Origin of the sequence: Brumicola pallidula DSM 14239 = ACAM 615, from assembly GCF_000428905.1 — a bacterium.
Taxonomy (GTDB): domain Bacteria; phylum Pseudomonadota; class Gammaproteobacteria; order Enterobacterales; family Alteromonadaceae; genus Glaciecola; species Glaciecola pallidula.
This window is the reverse complement of record NZ_AUAV01000011.1, coordinates 1-17280: the sequence shown is the minus strand read 5'-3', so window position 1 is coordinate 17280 and position 17280 is coordinate 1. Positions and strand designations below refer to the sequence as shown.

Below are 17280 nucleotides of genomic sequence, written 5' to 3'. Positions count from 1 at the left end.
CAAATGACCTAAGGTAACCTATAGTCAGTTTATGGGTTATTTTATCAACAACAGGAAAAGTGTAATGAGTGATTCAATTGTAATAGTTGCGGCAAAACGGACACCAATGGGTGGTTTTATGGGTACTTTGTCAGCAGTTCCATCGACAGAGTTAGGGGCAACGGCAATTACTGCCGCTATTAACGGAATTGATCCCGGCGAAATTGACGAAGTTATCATGGGTTGTGTTTTACCAGCGGGCTTAGGTCAAGCACCTGCTCGTCAAGCAACACTAGGTGCAGGCTTACCCATGGCGGTAGGTGCTACGACAATCAATAAAGTCTGCGGCTCGGGTATGAAAGCGATTATGTTGGCGCATGATTTGATTCGTGCGGGTAGTGCGGAGGTCATTGTAGCGGGCGGTATGGAAAGTATGAGCAGTGCTCCTTATATATTACCAAAAGCCAGAGCTGGATATCGTATGGGGCATGGTCAAGTCATGGACCACATGATGTTAGATGGACTTGAAAATGCTTATGACGGCAAAGCGATGGGTTGCTTCGCTCAGGATACCGCTGATTCTGAGAGCATTACGCGCGAGCAAATGGACGAATTTGCCGTAAGTTCATTATTAAAGGCTAACACAGCCATTGCAGATGGAACATTTGTTGATGAAATTGCACCCGTTACGGTTAAATCTCGCAAAGGCGATATCGTTGTTGAGATCGATGAAGGTCCTGGTAATGCCAAACCTGAAAAAATACCCTCATTAAGACCCGCTTTTGCGAAGAACGGCACCGTGACTGCTGCAAACTCTAGTTCAATTTCAGATGGTGCTGCAGCATTAGTAATTATGTCTGCGGCTAAAGCATCTGCTTTGGGTTTAACGCCATTAGCAAAAATTGTTGCGCACGCAACTAATGCCATCAAGCCTGAAGATTTCACCGTCGCGCCGGTTGGCGCGATAGAAAAAGTGTTTGCTAAAGCGGGTTGGTCAAAAGATGATGTTGATTTGTTCGAAATCAATGAAGCCTTCGCTATGGTTACGATGTTGGGCATAAGCAAATTAGGTTTAGATGCCAGCAAAGTTAATGTTAAAGGCGGTGCCTGCGCATTAGGCCATCCAATCGGTGCGTCGGGCGCCCGTATTGTGGTTACGTTGTTGCATGCATTAAAGCAGCGAGGCCTCAAGAAAGGAATTGCTGCTTTGTGTATTGGCGGTGGCGAAGGGACTGCATTAGCTGTTGAAATGCTTTAATGTGAAGCGACATTGCTGCGTTAAGAAAATAAAAAGGCATCTGTGAAGTGTGAAGTGTCCAACTTATTGGGGGCATCTCAGTGATGCCCTTTTTTTATGCCTCAATTAAGCAGAGGGGTATATTGCCATTTGCCATCGACAAGGCTGACAACAGATTTAAAATATTCTTTTTCAGACCGCCAACTACGCTTATTCATCTTGATCGAGACACCTTGGAACATCTCTTTATACGCAACAACCTTAGCATTTTTTTCATAATCAATTTTAGCTTGACGCATTTCAGTCTCAACACCCTCCAACCAATTTAAAAGGTGCTTTTCTGACTCAAAAACAGAGTCCATCTTATTGAGTTGATTAACGAGCGCGTTGGGAACATGTTTTGAACGCAATTCACGCAATTTGACGCCGTGGTCAAAGTTGTTTTCTCGTAACTGTTTCAATGCAGTCAAAACTGCCTCATATCGGCTGTTTAACACGTTAACGCCTTCACTAAAATCAATCGTCAATGCACTGCCTGATATGGCGCCGACCGTTCCCGCATAGAGTGTTGAACCACATTGGATAGTACTAGCAAATATGCTCCCCATAGGCTTATCAGGATCACCTATAGTAACGGTTCCTCCGCATTTGACTCTTGAGTAAGCAAGTTGTTTACGAACATTCAAATTCTTATTTGTTACAATATCCAAACCTTGTCCGTGCTGCACGAATACGCTGCCTTGTGCGTGCAATTTGCAATCTTCTTCGTTCATTTTTCCCATTGCACCTTCAGTGATAATAATATCGCCTCCCGATCTAATGGTCGCTGACTCAACAAACCCGTTTATAGTAATATCGCCTTTCGCAATAACCTGCATACTTTCAGTTACATCGCCGTTGACAATTACCGCCCCAGCATAATTTATATTACCGGTTCCAACATTGACTCCTTTTGTTTGAAAAGTGTCGTCAACATTCATGATTTCATTTTCGAATTTCGGCTGACCGGTGACCGTTGCTATAATAGCGTTTTCATCGTCAAGGCTAATGCTAGTGTTAGCACCTAATTTTATTTCTTTCCATTCACCAACATTCGGTTTTAAAGGAGAGCCTGTGACTGTATAGCCAACTCGACCTTTACTTGGCGCATTCCTGCGAGCTACGACTGTGTTCGCTGAAACACATAAAATATCGCCCAAGTTGCGCATATCAACCTTATTGTTATCTGCGTCTTGAGGTTGCAGGATCCTGTCTATCGCGTTAGGGAAAAGTGATTTTAAGATAGAAGCTTTTCCGTCCCTGGCAGCAAGTCCTCTAGCTACAATATCTGTAAACGTGATACCGCTATCAGCCTCTGAAGCTTGAAAAATTAGATTGTTAATTCTTTTTTTGCTGACCCCTTTTTTGACGCCCTCTTGATCTAAAAGAAGCATAATATCTTGATACGAAGCGACGCTGCCAGCAAAGGGTGATTCAATGGTGACTTCAGCATACATCTGGTCAGTAGCAATATTGATACTTATTTTAGCATCTTTCATTTCACCAATGACTTGGGTCTTTTCCTCTAAACTATTGGCTGCTTTCGCCGCGTTACTCAGCGTGCACAATGACGCGATACCATCAGCTAAAATAAAAAAATTTTTGTAGTCCGATGATTGAATTAATGCATCTATTGCTTTGGGTTGCAGTAAGCCCTCTACCAACAATGGGTCGACCGTAGCCACCAGTTGTCGTGAGGCTTTATTTATGCTTAACGATACACCTTTCATATTGCTTTTTTACACACCTTTTAAAATCATACTTGCGATCGTAACACTCTCTGCTTTGTTTTAGCAGTAATCTCAATCTTTTACAATTGTTCAATATAACGAGTCACAGTCGACAGTAGGTTTATTTTCTTTACATCATCTGCGTATTTCTCAGCAAGCTCTTCGATTTGCATCTGACATTCTGCAATTGAGAGGCAGGTTTTTTTGTTATCAGTGGTAAATCTTGCCTTTCGATGGGCCTGCCATTTGTCTAGTTCTGATTGATCTAAAGTATTTAAAAAATTTCTAGCTCTGTAACGCATGAGCTGTTCAGCATAGAGCGCGTCAGGTGCTTTGTCTTGCCAAACTGCTAGCTGTTCTGGGTCAGCCATTTTAACTTCAGTCATCCACTGTTTATCGGCGGAAGACGCAAAACCTCTAGTATAAAGCGATGCGTCGATATCAACTTCATCATATTGTCTGTTTTTATCGTCAAAAACAGCTGCTAGTTTTTCAGTAATACCAACGATCCCCTTAACAAATTCATGATTTTGTAAACAGGTCTCTCTGCTGATAGTTAGTCTTTTTGCATGTTCTGGTGTTAGGGTTTTTGCGGGTGCAACAAACGGCGATTTATTTATATGTAACAGCTTAATTCCAGGCTTTTTGACGCTGGCTGGCAGTTCATCCTGTTTAGTATAGAGTATTTCTTTTAGATCTATCGGATCCATGTGTTCGATAGCAGACAAGTCGGATGATAGATCAACACAAATAATTGCATTCTTATTTGTTGGGTGTATTGTTATCGGCATAAACCAACTGCAACAACCCTGAGCTGCAGGCAACATCCCGCTAATGTGCAAAAAAGGCTTTTGATTAGCAATATCAATATTTTGCATCACTGTGTTTTTATTACGTAGTGAAAAGTAAAAATCAAAGAGCTTAGGCTGACTCGCTTTTATTAACCGAGCGAATGCAATCGTTGCTTTTACGTCTGATACTGCATCGTGGGCAGACTCATGGGCGATTCCGTTGGCTGCGGAAAGGTCCTCTAATTTAAATGATGGAAAACCATTCTCGTTTAGGGGCCATTTAATTCCCTCAGGACGCAATGCATAACAAGCTCTCGCGAGATCAATAATATCCCAGCGACTATTACCATTTTTCCATTCCCGTTCGTAAGGGTCGTAAAAATTTCGGTAGCGAAGAAATCGAGTAACCTCATCGTCAAACCGAATACTGTTATAACCAACAACACAGGTATCTGGTTTGTCCATCACCTGTGCAACTTTGGCGGCAAACTCGGCTTCTAGATAGCCTTCTCTTAGGCTCTGCTGCGGAGTAATACCCGTCACTAAACAAGCAACAGGGTTGGGCACATAGTCATTCGGGATCTGGCAAAAGTAACTAACTGGGTTACTAATGATATTGAGCTCTAAGTCTGTTCTGATAGCCGCAAACTGACAAGGGAAGTCGTGTTTAGGGTCAACTCCCCAAGTTTCATAATCATGCCACAGTAATGTTGGACCTGAATACTTAACGTAGTCATCTTGGTTGTTTTTCTTAACGGACATATCTACTAATATATCTTTAAAGATCTCTTTTACTGAAGATGAGGACATGTTTTTAGTTGTAGGCTTGTATTTATGGGTTTATTCCTTGCACTTTATCATGCTTAAACAAACATTAAACCTGACCCTAAGTAATTTTTATTTTTAAACGTCATTATGTCGCAGTTTACTGTGTGAATTTACGCAATACTTTGCACTTACTAATGCTCACTTAGAGTGTTGTTTTCAGCAAACCTAGGGTTACTTTTTTACTCTATATATTATGAGCTTACATTTTTTATGGTTTTAACTAACTGATATTAATAGATTTTAATTCACAGTGAGAAGTCGGTTGTTTTTGTTAGTTATTATTTTCAGGCCCCAATTTCCTATTTTAATACTATTTCTTTCTAAGACGGATACGCTCAATTTGATGATATCAATTTATCACCAGCGTGGGCAGCACTTGCGGTTTTAAAAGACTTTTTAGCATAAATATAACGCACAATTAGCTTGTTTAGTTATATAGCAAGTCTCTAACTTAGCGCTATAATATTAACTATCACTTTTAGCTAGGAAGCCATCATGCGTGAAGTAATAAAAATGGAGTCTGACTTGTCGTTTGGCAATGCGGATAATGGACTGTCTCAGGCAGATTCATACTTATATCCCGGAATTGTGTCCTTTTTTTCAATTAGGAAGTTGCGGATTATTTATAATGAGTTAAACGATACAAGTAATTTTGAATATCATTCATTTGATGCGTTCAAACATCAAGTAATGTCATCTGCAGCGCCACATCTGGAATTCAATAAATGGCAAGCAATCGCTTCTCGTCGCTAATAGAAAAGTCAACAGGTGTTAAATGACATTTAGTGATTTTAGTCTTTTTTTAACGTTAAGACTAATTGTCAAATGAGGCGCTAATCGGCGCTTAATGTTCAAAGCGCCGTTTTATCACCACTGGGCATTGAGCATCACGCTGCTTCCTACATTGCTATTTATAAAGGCCAATAGCCAATAACAATCAGTTCTGTTAATCTTAAGCAAATCCATTAAGCGACACTAATGTACTGTCCACATTCATCCTCAAAAAATAAAAATGAACTCTATTAAGTGCTAACTGTATATAACCCATGCAATTTAAATTAAATAATGCACTTGAAAAGTGCTTACTCAAAGATCGTTTCCCGTTACGACGTCAATATCAAAAGCTTGAAAAGTTACCTGACAGCGATGAAAAGTTGTCAGCACTTGAACGGTTTCTTTTGCGCGTGGACCAATCTCAGCTTGCGAGAAAAGGGCGAGAAGACGCAGTTCCTACTATCGAATATCCCGACCTACCAGTCTCAGATAAACGCGAGGACATAAAGCATGCGATTGATAATAACCAAGTTGTTATCATTGCAGGTGAGACAGGATCAGGTAAAACCACACAAATTCCTAAGATGTGCCTAGAGTTAGGGCGTGGTATTGATGGTTTTATTGGCCACACGCAACCAAGACGTTTAGCTGCGAGAAGTGTTGCCAATCGTATCGCAGAAGAGTTGAATTCTGAACTCGGTAAAGAAGTCGGTTTTAAGGTCCGTTTTAGTGATAACGTAAGTGAAAATAGTCATATAAAATTAATGACAGACGGTATTTTGTTGGCTGAAATTCAGCAAGACAGGTACCTCAATCAATACGATACTATTATTATTGATGAAGCTCACGAGAGAAGTTTAAATATTGATTTCTTACTTGGTTACTTCAAACAATTATTAGTAAAACGCAAAGATCTTAAACTAATTATCACTTCAGCAACAATTGACCCTGAGCGTTTCTCAAAGCACTTTTTTGACGCTCCCATTATCGTGGTTAGTGGGCGTACCTATCCAGTTGAAATTAGATACCAGGAACCTCCTAGCTCTAGAGACAGTGATTCAGAAGAAGATCAAGACCAAACGACGGCTATCTGCGAGGCTGTTGATGAGCTTTTCCGCGAAAAACCCGGTGATATTCTTATATTCTTAAGTGGCGAAAGAGACATAAGAGACACACAAGATGCATTGCTGAAACGCCAATATCGGAATACTGAAATCGTTCCGTTATATGCTAGGTTGTCTGCTGCTGAACAAAATAGAATTTTCCAAGCGCACATTGGCAGACGAATAGTTCTCGCCACTAACGTAGCGGAAACCTCTCTGACGGTTCCTGGAATTAAGTATGTTATTGATCCTGGTTTGGCACGCATGTCGCGTTATAGTCATAAAAGTAAAGTACAACGCCTGCCCATTGAGGCTATTTCCCAAGCCTCTGCGAACCAGCGTGCAGGTCGTTGTGGACGAGTATCTGATGGTATTTGTATTAGGCTATATTCCGAGCAAGATTACTTGTCACGCCCGGAGTTTACTGACCCAGAAATAATTCGAACCCATTTATCATCGGTCATATTGCAGATGTTAGCGCTCGGTCTCGGCGAAGTCACCCAATTTCCATTTATTCAGCCCCCAGATAGCAAAAACATCAACGATGGCCTGAAGCTCTTAGAAGAGCTTCAGGCTATTGAGCGTAAAAATAATGCTTATGCGTTAACGCCATTAGGGCGCAAAATTGCGCGACTGCCGGTTGATCCAAGGTACGCCAAAATGGTGGTAGAAGCTGGTGAGCGAGATTGTGCCAAAGAAATTATGATTATTACCGCCGGTTTGAGTATTCAAGATCCTCGAGAACGACCGCAAGATAAAAAACAAATAGCGGATGAAAAACATGCTGAATTTGCAGATACAGATTCGGATTTTGTGTCGTTGTTGAATTTATGGAACGTATTTTCGAGTAATCAGAAAATCCTAACCAACAACCAGCTACGAAAATGGTGCAAGCAGTCTTTTGTGCATTATTTAAGGATGCGTGAATGGCAAGATATCGTCAGTCAAATGAAGAAATCGCTTGTGGAAATTGGCTACCGGTTAAACAGTACCGAACCTAGTTACGAGAAAATTCATACTGTTATGGCGACAGGTTTGCTCTCTCAAGTTGGCTTTAAAGATAAGAACCGTGAATACCTTGGTTCTAGAAATACGCGATTTATGATTTTTCCTGGATCAGGATTAAGTAAATCTAATCCAACGTGGCTGATTGCTTCTGAGTTAGTTGAAACGTCAAAGTTGTTTGCCAGAAATGTTGCCAAAATTGATCCTAAATGGCTCGAGCCAATCAGTCAACATCTCTCAAATAAACAATATTCAGAGCCCCACTGGAGCAAAAAGAAAGGGACAGTGCAGGCTTACATAAACGTTAACCTATTCGGTTTGCCGATCGTATCAAAACGGCTGGTAAATTATTCACAAATTGACCCCGTAGTGTGTCGAGATATATTCATTCGTGAGGCCTTAGTCAACGGTCAAACAATCTTAAACTATGCTTTTTTACGAAAAAATCAGGCGTTAATAGATGAAGTAGAGATCTTAGAGCACAAATCTCGGCGCCGCGACTTATTGATCGATGAAGATGATTTGTGTGATTTTTATAGTGAAAAATTACCAACTGATATTTGCAATGACGCCCAGTTTAAAAAATGGTGGCAGGTTGCGACCAATAAAACGCCTGATTTGCTCGATTTTTCTATTCAGGCACTACTTAGAAAAGACGCGTCTGGTATTAATAAAGTTGCTTTTCCTGATGAATGGAAACAAGGGAATTTGCGATTGCCTTTAGCTTATGTTTTTGAGCCTAATGCCCAGAATGACGGCGTTAATCTGGAAATTCCTCTACCTATTCTAAACCAACTCGCTGATATCGGTTTTGATTGGCTAGTGCCTGGGTTCCAGCATGAGTTGATCGTATCTCTGATTAAATCGCTACCTAAAAAATTGAGACGGAATTTTGTACCAGCCCCAGATTTTGCTACCGCTTGTTTAGCCGAAATTCAGCCATTAGATAAAAACGGAGCGCCGCAAAGCATTGTGTATGCGCTGGCAACAAAATTACATAGAATAACGGGTGTGCTAATAACCACAGAGGACTTTGCCGATGCAGAACTACCCAATCATCTACAGTTCAATTTTGTTGTCGTAGATGACAAAGGCAGTGTCTTGAGCTCAGCGAAGAGTTTGTTAAAAGTACAAGATGAGTTAAAAGGTAAAGTAAAAGAAACACTGGAGTCTGTTGCGACCCCTGAACTTGAGCGCCAAAACATAGAAACTTGGGATTTTGAGAGCCTACCAAAAGCATTTGAGCAGAAGCATGCAGGCTTCGAAATTAAAGCATATCCTGCGCTGGTTAAAAAATCCAACAAAGTAGACATCGTACTTTTTGATAATCAACAGGAAGCTGAAAACTCGCATCGCCTCGGTGTGTATCAGTTAATTAAAAATACGGTACCTTCACCGTTAAAATACTTGCAGCAAAAGTTGCCTAACAAAGCCAAGCTTAGTTTATATTTTAACTCCTTTGGGCAAGTGAATATTTTAATTGATGATATTATATTGGCATCAATTGACCACCTCGTTAGAGAGTTTGAGAAGGAAAGGGCGAAACAAATAAGAGATAAAGCTGATTTTGATGAAGCTTGCGAAATTGTACGCCAAAATATTAATGATTTAGCCCTTCAAATAGCTCAAAAAATTGAAAAAGGTCTAACGGTTGCTCATCATATTCAAAAGCAATGCAAAGGTAGTATTCCTCTTAACATATTGACTAATATTGGTGCCATAAAAGGTCAGCTTAACTTGCTTGTATATAAAGGTTTTGTGTTTGATTTTGGCTATCATAGACTAGACGATTGGAATCGTTATGTAATGGCGCTTAGCCAGCGTTTTGATAAATTAAAAGTGGATACAAATCGTGATAGGCTAAACCAACTTGACGTAGACAAAGCCGTAGCTAAGTATCAAGAAGCGATTACGAAAATTCATAAAGTTGGCGCTGATATTGCCTCAGTGGATGAAGTAAAATGGATGATTGAAGAGTTTAAAGTCTCCTTATTTGCGCAACAGCTTGGTACTAGCATGCCAATATCACTGAAGCGGATCAGTAATCGTTTGAGCGAATTTTAGGCTATTTGTTGACATATCACCGCCAGCACAATATAAATACAATTACTGTTTTTAGAGTCATGGTGTCTGGAGTAATGAATGATAGCGTATGATGATAAGCGTAATTTTTATAGAATGATGGTCAACTCGCCCTGTGAACTTTCATTATTAGGCGACCCCGTGCAACGAACTATGCAGGCAATATGCAAAGACATTAGTGCAACTGGCATGTCTGTTCAAATAGAGCAACCCACGATGGAAATCGGCACATTGTTGGGCGTTTCTATTGAGTCAAACAGTGACCAAGTCCCATCACTTATCGCAAAAGCTAAAGTGGTACGATGCATAGCTGAAACTGAAAATAGCTGCTTGTTGGGCGTTGAAATTAGTGAAATAAAATAAGGAGCGTCAAACGCTCCTCTCATAGTCCTAATTTATACCTTACACACCAAGCCTTTAAGATAGTAACTCTCTGGAAAATTGCCGCTAATAGGATGGTCTTCACTTTGTGTAAGTCTTTGCACAAAGAATACGTCACGCTGAGCATCTAATGCAGCGTCAGCGACGATTTTTTGAAACAAGTCTTGTGGCATTAAACCAGAACAGCTAAACGTCAATAGAGTTCCGTTCTCGTTAAGTAGCGATAATGCTAGTCGATTTATGTCTTTGTAACCGCGAGATGCTTTACTGAGATTGTGTTTACTACTAACAAATTTCGGTGGATCCAGCACGATAACATCAAACATTGTACCGGCCTCTTTATATTCTCTGAGCAGCTCAAATACGTCACGTTTTAGATGAGTTACTTTACTTTCATCTAAGCCGTTTATGTGTACGTTTTTAGCACTCAATGTCAGTGCTGATTGAGACGCGTCAACGTTAATAATTTTAGTAGCGCCGGCTGCGAGTGCATACAAACCAAAAGTACCTGTAAAACTAAAGCAATTAAGTACCGTCTTACCGTTACAATAGGAGGCCGCAATGCGTCTGTTTTCACGTTGGTCTAGGTAGAATCCTGTTTTATGTCCGTTAATTAAATCGACACAAATTTTAACGCCGTTTTCTTCAATAATAACTGAATCTGGAAGTTCACCATGCAGTGTTTGCACTAATGGTGCTAGGCCTTCTTTTTTACGCACATCAACATCGCTTCTTTCATGCACTATGGCGTCTGGATATAATTGCAATATAGCCCACAGGATCTTACTTCGATGCTTTTCAGCACCAGCACTGAGTAGCTGTACAACCACAATATTGACATAAACATCGATAGTAATGCCGGGCAAACCATCTGCCTCAGCAGCTATAAGACGAAAGGCATTGGTCTTGTACTTGTTTAAAATCTCTAGCTTTCTGGCTAATGCTTGTTCGAGTTTGCGTTTAAAAAAGGCATTATCAATAACTTCTGATTTCGTAAACGACCACACTCTTGCTCTAATCTGTGATTCAGGTGAATAAGCAGCTTTGGCAAGCCAAGTGCCATCGCTAGCTAAAATGTCAACAGTATCCCCTGAGCGTATAATACCCTGTGTTTTCTCTATGGCGCCTTCGAAAATCCAGGGGTGGCGACGCAACATTGACTTTTCACGTTCTATTTTTAATGTAATGGATGTCATTCGATACCTTTTTCATATTCATGATCGGCCACTAAATCTGATGATGACGCAGCTTCACGAGCCAAATCATCAACTTCTTCGTTTTCAGGATGACCAGAATGTGCTTTGACCCAATGCCAATTCACTTCATGTTTACTTACCGCGTCGTCAAGTTGTTGCCATAAATCTGCATTTTTGACAGCCTTTCTGTCTTTTGTTCGCCAGCCATTTTTTTTCCAGTTGTGGATCCACTGACTAATACCATTTTTTACATATTGGCTATCCGTATACAGGTCGACATTACACGTTTCTGTCAAACTATTGAATGCAGCTATAGGCGCAAGCAACTCCATTCGATTGTTGGTGGTTAGTTTAAAGCCTTTAGATAGTCTTTTTTTGTGCTCTTTAAATATCAGTAAGGCGCCGTAACCTCCTGGTCCAGGATTTCCCAAGCAGGATCCATCGGTGTAAATGCTAAGTTTTTTCATATTTATACTGAATTCTGATTGTCTGGTGTAAGAGCGCCGAAGTATACTAGTCAGAACGATAATTAAAAGAAGTTTTGTATGCGCCAAATAGTTTTAGATACAGAAACCACTGGTATCAATCCCAAAGAAGGTCATCGCATCATTGAGATTGGTTGTGTTGAAATGGTAAATCGAAAACTGACCGGGAACACCTACCACGTCTACATCAATCCGCATCGTGATATTGAAGAAGAAGCGATAGCGGTGCACGGTATTACGAATGAGTTTTTAAAAGATATGCCCGCTTTTAAGCAAATTGCTCAGGAGTTCATCGATTTTATAAAAGGCGCTCAATTAATCATCCATAACGCACCATTTGATATAGGCTTCATGGACAATGAATTTGCGCTAAATAATAGCTCGATTAGAAACACCAGCCAAATTTGTACGGTTTTAGACACCTTAGCACTAGCCAGAGAAATGCGTCCTGGTCAAAAAAACAATTTAAATGCATTGTGTCGAGTGTATGGCGTAGATAACACACATCGTACTCATCACGGCGCTTTGTTAGATTCGGAAATTTTAGCAGAAGTGTACCTATGGATGACCGGCGGCCAAACAGCAATGAGTTGGGCGCATGAATCTGAAGGGGCAGATCCTAAAAATAAAAATGCACCGAGAGCTGTTAATTCAAAAGGTGTCTTAAAGGTTGTTAAGGCCTCTGCCGATGAACTAAGTAATCACGAGGCATACTTGGACAAAATTGAAAAACAATCTCAAGAAGTGGTTTGGCGTAGCTAACCAACATAACAAAATTTTCCATTGTAGCGCGCATGCGGCATTGCTGTTTGCGAGTCTTTGCATGTTTGTACCCAAAATCCATGCGCAAGAAGATAGATCCCCCGAGCGTGATCTATTATTGCAAAACCCCGCAAAAGAAATACCACCACTTAAAAGAGATACGCCGCCGATTGTGCCGCTGGGGACTGATTTTCAAAACAGCGTACTTTTATTAAATAATCGGTTTAGAGTTGACAGTGATGTTGATGAAGTCACTATGGTTTTCTTTCGAGACAGGGGGTCTGCCCCTGTTGTTCTAGTTCGCCCTGATGGTTCGAAAATTTTTATTGAGAATGACGAAGAAGATCCAAATGTGCAATGGTATGAAACCCAAACGTACGACATGATTAGCATAAAAAAACCAATGCCAGGACCTTGGCAAGCAGTCGGCCAAGTGTTGGAAGGCAGCAAAGTCATGGTAATTGCTGATATTGTTTTAGACGCTCAACCTATTCCTCGTAATATTTATTCAGGTGAAATAATCAAACAAACCGCCGTGCTCAAAAATAACGGCAAACAGGTCGATTTCTCACCATTTCGGGATGTGGTTAGTTTAACTATCGATTTTGTTAGTAACAACAATCCAAATTTTGAAAACTTTGGATTAGGAACACGAACCATCGCTCGCTTTCAAGATAATGGAGAAGGCCTTGATGAAATAGCTGGTGATGGCGTTTTTACCGGTCAATTTAATCTCAGTATCCCCAGCGGTGAATGGCGTCCTACTTTTGGCATAAGGACGCCATTGTATAACCGAGAACAAATCAATGAAACGGTTATATTGCATCCAAATCCGATTTTTATTAACGTAAAAGTCGACGAAACAAATGAAGCTGAACACGTCATTATGATTGACACTGACAGTAAACATATCAAACTCGATTCATTGTTACTTGATGGCAAAGTAACACATCCAAATGGTGATACCGACAATGTCACGATGACGGAAACTAACGATTTAGTAAAAGTGATCAAGGTGAAAAACACCGGTTTCGGTATTTATCGTATTAAACTGACCGCATTCGCTACAACGGCGGATGGCAGGGAGGTGATCATTAATGTGCCCGAACACACCTTTGTGACTATCGCGCCGCCTGAACCAGAGCCAATACCAACGCTTGAACTTGAGGTGAATGACACCAGCAAAGAGCCTGCTCAACCAATATCAATGACTCTACCTATAGACATGTGGACGGCAACTGACACGGTGAGTTTCATTATTGCTATAAATTTATTTATATTTGTGTTTGGCGGTATTGGCATATTTTTAGTGTTGAATAAGCGCAAGTATCCGAATGACCATATTATATTGCGATGCAAATTAGCCTGCTTTACGTTGTTGGATAAGCTCAAAAATTTGAGGAAATCAAAGCTAAAATCCGACGCTGTTGAATAAACTTGCTATTTAAACTCATTAAAATTGTAATTAGCCTGTTTTTTCATCAAGCAAAAAATGATTTTAAAAAAGCAGTTGACTACCTAGGGGCGAAACCGTATTATCTGCGCCGCAATGCAGGGACAGGCTTCAGTCTAATTCTGTAACTCATTGATTTAGCTTGTAAAAGCGGAGTGGTAGTTCAGTTGGTTAGAATACCGGCCTGTCACGCCGGGGGTCGCGGGTTCGAGTCCCGTCCACTCCGCCAATTACAAGTTTTATGACGCATTTTGCGGAGTGGTAGTTCAGTTGGTTAGAATACCGGCCTGTCACGCCGGGGGTCGCGGGTTCGAGTCCCGTCCATTCTGTTTATTATAAGTTTTTTGCCTCCTATTGCGGAGTGGTAGTTCAGTTGGTTAGAATACCGGCCTGTCACGCCGGGGGTCGCGGGTTCGAGTCCCGTCCACTCCGCCATTTATGTTTAGTTTCTTATAAATATTATGCACAAAAAATTCCTGCGAAACTTGTAGCAACTCCAGAAGTATGTAAACTAATAGTATCTTTTTATTATCTAATCTCAATTGATGCTATCTCCTCTATTTAAATGTGAAAATATCTGCAAACAATACTCAGATGCTAGCAACACGCTGCAAATTCTCAATAATGTCAACTTTTCCATTTTAGCTGGCGAAAAGGTCGCCATTTTAGGTGCTTCAGGTTCAGGTAAGAGCACGTTGCTGCATATATTGGGTACTTTAGATAACCCGGATTCCGGCGACGTTTTTTATAATGATCGAAGTCTTTTTAGCAAATCAAAAAAGCAGCAGGCGTTGTTTCGTAATACTGAACTCGGTTTTGTATATCAATTTCATCATCTGTTGCCAGAGTTTAGCGCAGCAGAGAACGTCGCCATGCCGCTATTTATTAAAGGCGATAATCACCAAAAGTCTTTGATAAAGGCAAAAGACTTACTCGCTAAAGTAGGGTTGCAAGATAGACAAGAGCATCGCCCACACCAGTTATCTGGGGGAGAGAGGCAACGAGTGGCTATAGCAAGAGCGTTAATTAATCAACCTGCGATGATTTTTGCTGATGAACCCACTGGTAATCTTGATGACAAAAATACCGCATCTATTTATGAATTAATCAGCGACATAAATAAAGAATTCAAAACCTCATTTCTGTTAGTGACACATGATGTGCAGTTAGCCAAAAAAATGGACAGAATTATGTATCTTGAAAATGGACAATTACGGATGTTGGAAAAGGACTAATATGCGCTTTTCGTTAGCTTGGACATTTGCCAATAAGTTTAGGCAAAGTAAACAACAAAGTGGTTTTATTTCTTTCGTTTCTGCATCCTCAACGGCAGGCATCGGCTTAGGTTGTTTCGTTTTAATATTACTACTCTCGGTCATGAATGGCTTTGAAAAAGAGTTGCGCGAGACACTTCTTTCTTATATTCCGCATGCTGAATTTATTGCAGTGAATCCAGATGGTGTTTACTTAGACGATGACATAAAAGCCAAAGTGGCAGCTGATCCACGTGTACTTAATTTATATTCCTACACTAAAGCCTCAGGCCTGTTGCAAAACGGGACTAAAATGAAGTCAGTCGAACTGCAAGGAGTCGACGATAATTATTTGCAGAGTAAACCAGCAATGAAAGTGCCTGTGGGCGCGTTTTCTGAAAATGAAAGTGGCCTGTTTTTGGGCAAAGGAGTCGTTGAAAAGCTAGGCTTGGAAATAGGCGACAAGGTACAATTACTGCTTCCTTCGGCAACGCTAGATCTATCTTTTGCTGCCCCCAAAGTACTTTGGTTAACTGTATTAGGTGAAATTTCATTAGGTGGAGAAGCAGACAATTTTGTTGGCATTATGAATAAGCAAACACTTTCGTCTGCATTAAATGTAAAGCTTGGTGGCACCCATATAGAGTTTCAGTTAGCTGATCCGTTCGCTGGGCGACAGTTAATAAGAGAATACGGTAATGACTTTAAACAAGCGGTTTATATGTCGGACTGGACAAGGACTAATGGTCATTTATATCAAGATATTCAGTTAGTAAGAACGGTTGTTTACATCACACTGACATTGGTTATTTGTGTAGCTAGTTTCAATATTGTTTCATCACTTGTGATGTCAGTAAAAGAAAAGACAAGTGAAATTGCGATGTTGAAAACAATGGGGGCGCAGGACAATTTCATACGAACGATCTTTGTAATAAAGGGAATGATAAACGGGATCTATGGGGCAAGTATTGGCACATTTCTTGGGGTATTAGCTGCACTTTATTTAAATCAGATTACAGATGCGATTGAAGCACTATTTGGTTTTACCCTGTTAGCCGATGGTATTTACTTTATTAACTATTTACCTTCCGATTTGCAAGTTACCGACGTTGTCACTACCTACTTTGTGGCTGTCACTCTTTGTGTCATTGCCACTATTTATCCGGCATCAAAGGCCGCCAATATACAACCAGCCAGCGCACTGCAATAAAAAACCAGTATATAGCTGACTGTTTTATGGTTTTAAGGGCGAAACAAGCTTACTTAGCCCTTTTTTATCCAAGCCGAGCACCAGCCATCGGCAGCAACTAGTTTACCTGCGAAAAGGCTACACGGAAGCCACTCTGCCTCATCTTCGCCTTGTATGTACGCACAGTTTTTACAATATTCACCGTCAACTGCTGATTTGTGGACGTATTTTAAGGCTACTGCCGTCGGATCGTCTAGGGTAATCTTTTCTTGCGCGTTAACGCGCAATGCAACTCCGCCTAAGGTAACACCAATTAACGTGCTGCCCGATAATTTTAAAAAAGCACGACGGTCAATTTTATTCATCTTATTTTTCTCACATTATTAATAATATTTTTATTTAGTATATTCTCAAATCGAGTGAGTAAATGTAAGTCTTAAGGATGAATATACCTAATCATATAGTAGGATTTTTGTCATTGAACGACGAGCTCAATCGGTAATTGTGTCGGACTTTCAGGCATGTCCTGCTTTCATGATTTTGTTTATACAGAAACTAATCTAGCGTAAAAATCAGGTAAGCGCACAAGAGTACTTGTGCCACTCTACATCCGCATAACCTTGTCTGATATTGTGTAATCAAATTGAACATTAGCGCAAGTTGTTTCAATTGGCATTCCATTTTCTAAGCTAGGCTCATATTTACCGAATTGCGCGAAAAGCTCCTTCCTTTAGGTGGGGGATGGATAGCGCGTAACGCTTGCGTTATACCTAACAGCTGTATATATTAACAGTATGAAAACAACCTTTTCAAAAACCATCAAAGTCCGTGTTAAAGATAAGCGTGTAAATTTGCTTAACCAGCAGGCTAAAAGCGTAAATTTTGTGTGGAATTTTATCAATGAAACCAGTCATCGGTTGATAAAAGAACGGGGTGTTTTCGCGTCCGATTTTGATATTCAAAAATACACCAATGGTGCGGGGAAAATGCTTG

General features: G+C 40.5%; 13 protein-coding genes, 3 tRNA genes and 1 pseudogene. 12 read left to right on the top strand and 5 right to left on the bottom strand.

Going from position 1 to position 17280, the window contains the following annotated elements; all coding sequences use genetic code 11:
- Positions 1–64: 64 nt before the first annotated feature.
- Complete coding sequence (locus tag G399_RS0102875) at positions 65–1237, top strand: thiolase family protein (protein WP_006012606.1); 1173 nt, start codon at positions 65–67, stop codon at positions 1235–1237.
- A 101-nt stretch (positions 1238–1338) separates the two neighbouring features.
- Here G399_RS0102875 and G399_RS0102870 read toward each other — a convergent pair whose 3' ends face one another.
- Together G399_RS0102870 and sbcB are read right to left on the bottom strand one after the other, a co-directional pair.
- The gene (locus G399_RS0102870) at positions 1339–2985 is read right to left on the bottom strand and encodes a flagellar assembly protein A (protein ID WP_006012609.1); all 1647 of its coding nucleotides are present in this window, start codon (positions 2983–2985) and stop codon (positions 1339–1341) included.
- Between the two features lie 80 nt (positions 2986–3065).
- A complete protein-coding gene (sbcB, locus tag G399_RS0102865) occupies positions 3066–4538 on the bottom strand; it encodes an exodeoxyribonuclease I (RefSeq protein WP_051288473.1) in 1473 nt (490 codons plus the stop codon).
- A gap of 561 nt (positions 4539–5099) precedes the next feature.
- Here sbcB and G399_RS0102860 point away from each other — a divergent pair.
- The 3 genes from G399_RS0102860 to G399_RS0102850 all read left to right on the top strand — a co-directional run bounded on the left by G399_RS0102860 (position 5100) and on the right by G399_RS0102850 (position 9931).
- Positions 5100–5357, top strand: coding sequence for a hypothetical protein (locus G399_RS0102860; RefSeq protein WP_006012613.1), 258 nt, complete (start codon positions 5100–5102; stop codon positions 5355–5357).
- A 293-nt stretch (positions 5358–5650) separates the two neighbouring features.
- Positions 5651–9550 (top strand): ATP-dependent RNA helicase HrpA, encoded by a 3900-nt coding sequence (gene hrpA, locus G399_RS0102855; RefSeq protein ID WP_006012623.1) that lies wholly within the window; start codon positions 5651–5653, stop codon positions 9548–9550.
- A gap of 78 nt (positions 9551–9628) precedes the next feature.
- Positions 9629–9931, top strand: coding sequence for a PilZ domain-containing protein (locus G399_RS0102850; RefSeq protein WP_006012625.1), 303 nt, complete (start codon positions 9629–9631; stop codon positions 9929–9931).
- 32 nt (positions 9932–9963) lie between these two features.
- Here the strand turns inward: G399_RS0102850 and G399_RS0102845 are convergent, their stop codons facing one another.
- Together G399_RS0102845 and rnhA are read right to left on the bottom strand one after the other, a co-directional pair.
- Entirely contained in the window at positions 9964–11145 is a 1182-nt protein-coding gene (locus G399_RS0102845) for a class I SAM-dependent rRNA methyltransferase (RefSeq protein ID WP_006012628.1), read from the bottom strand.
- Entirely contained in the window at positions 11142–11612 is a 471-nt protein-coding gene (gene rnhA, locus G399_RS20040) for a ribonuclease HI (RefSeq protein WP_034895994.1), read from the bottom strand. The genes G399_RS0102845 and rnhA overlap by 4 nt, the downstream gene beginning before the upstream one ends.
- 78 nt (positions 11613–11690) lie before the next feature.
- Here rnhA and dnaQ point away from each other — a divergent pair, with 78 nt between their 5' ends.
- From dnaQ to G399_RS0102805, 7 genes are all read left to right on the top strand, one after another.
- Complete coding sequence (dnaQ, locus tag G399_RS0102835) at positions 11691–12392, top strand: DNA polymerase III subunit epsilon (protein WP_006012632.1); 702 nt, start codon at positions 11691–11693, stop codon at positions 12390–12392.
- A gap of 61 nt (positions 12393–12453) precedes the next feature.
- A complete protein-coding gene (locus G399_RS0102830; protein WP_006012634.1) occupies positions 12454–13827 on the top strand; it encodes a TIGR03503 family protein in 1374 nt (457 codons plus the stop codon).
- A gap of 170 nt (positions 13828–13997) precedes the next feature.
- Positions 13998–14074: transfer RNA gene (locus tag G399_RS0102825), tRNA-Asp, on the top strand.
- Positions 14075–14100: 26 nt separating this feature from the next.
- Positions 14101–14174, top strand: a tRNA-Asp gene (locus G399_RS0102820).
- A 29-nt stretch (positions 14175–14203) separates the two neighbouring features.
- A tRNA-Asp gene (locus G399_RS0102815) sits at positions 14204–14280 on the top strand.
- Positions 14281–14390: 110 nt separating this feature from the next.
- Positions 14391–15080 (top strand): lipoprotein-releasing ABC transporter ATP-binding protein LolD, encoded by a 690-nt coding sequence (gene lolD, locus G399_RS0102810; protein ID WP_006012637.1) that lies wholly within the window; start codon positions 14391–14393, stop codon positions 15078–15080.
- Position 15081: 1 nt separating this feature from the next.
- The gene (locus tag G399_RS0102805; protein ID WP_006012639.1) at positions 15082–16308 is read left to right on the top strand and encodes an FtsX-like permease family protein; all 1227 of its coding nucleotides are present in this window, start codon (positions 15082–15084) and stop codon (positions 16306–16308) included.
- 53 nt (positions 16309–16361) lie between these two features.
- Here the strand turns inward: G399_RS0102805 and G399_RS0102800 are convergent, their stop codons facing one another.
- Positions 16362–16652 carry a high-potential iron-sulfur protein gene (locus G399_RS0102800; protein WP_006012642.1) on the bottom strand — a complete coding sequence of 97 codons (291 nt, stop codon included), beginning with the start codon at positions 16650–16652 and terminating at the stop codon, positions 16362–16364.
- Positions 16653–17081: 429 nt separating this feature from the next.
- Here G399_RS0102800 and G399_RS22320 point away from each other — a divergent pair.
- Positions 17082–17280: pseudogene (locus tag G399_RS22320) on the top strand (RNA-guided endonuclease InsQ/TnpB family protein); the annotation flags it as partial.

Coding starts and splice junctions, on each gene's coding strand:
- G399_RS0102875 (WP_006012606.1), top strand. CDS start 65: ATGAGTGATTCAATTGTAATAGTTGCGGCAAAACGGACACCAATGGGT.
- G399_RS0102870 (WP_006012609.1), bottom strand. CDS start 2,985: ATGAAAGGTGTATCGTTAAGCATAAATAAAGCCTCACGACAACTGGTG.
- sbcB (WP_051288473.1), bottom strand. CDS start 4,538: ATGTCCGTTAAGAAAAACAACCAAGATGACTACGTTAAGTATTCAGGT.
- G399_RS0102860 (WP_006012613.1), top strand. CDS start 5,100: ATGCGTGAAGTAATAAAAATGGAGTCTGACTTGTCGTTTGGCAATGCG.
- hrpA (WP_006012623.1), top strand. CDS start 5,651: ATGCAATTTAAATTAAATAATGCACTTGAAAAGTGCTTACTCAAAGAT.
- G399_RS0102850 (WP_006012625.1), top strand. CDS start 9,629: ATGATAGCGTATGATGATAAGCGTAATTTTTATAGAATGATGGTCAAC.
- G399_RS0102845 (WP_006012628.1), bottom strand. CDS start 11,145: ATGACATCCATTACATTAAAAATAGAACGTGAAAAGTCAATGTTGCGT.
- rnhA (WP_034895994.1), bottom strand. CDS start 11,612: ATGAAAAAACTTAGCATTTACACCGATGGATCCTGCTTGGGAAATCCT.
- dnaQ (WP_006012632.1), top strand. CDS start 11,691: ATGCGCCAAATAGTTTTAGATACAGAAACCACTGGTATCAATCCCAAA.
- G399_RS0102830 (WP_006012634.1), top strand. CDS start 12,454: ATGTTTGTACCCAAAATCCATGCGCAAGAAGATAGATCCCCCGAGCGT.
- lolD (WP_006012637.1), top strand. CDS start 14,391: ATGCTATCTCCTCTATTTAAATGTGAAAATATCTGCAAACAATACTCA.
- G399_RS0102805 (WP_006012639.1), top strand. CDS start 15,082: ATGCGCTTTTCGTTAGCTTGGACATTTGCCAATAAGTTTAGGCAAAGT.
- G399_RS0102800 (WP_006012642.1), bottom strand. CDS start 16,652: ATGAATAAAATTGACCGTCGTGCTTTTTTAAAATTATCGGGCAGCACG.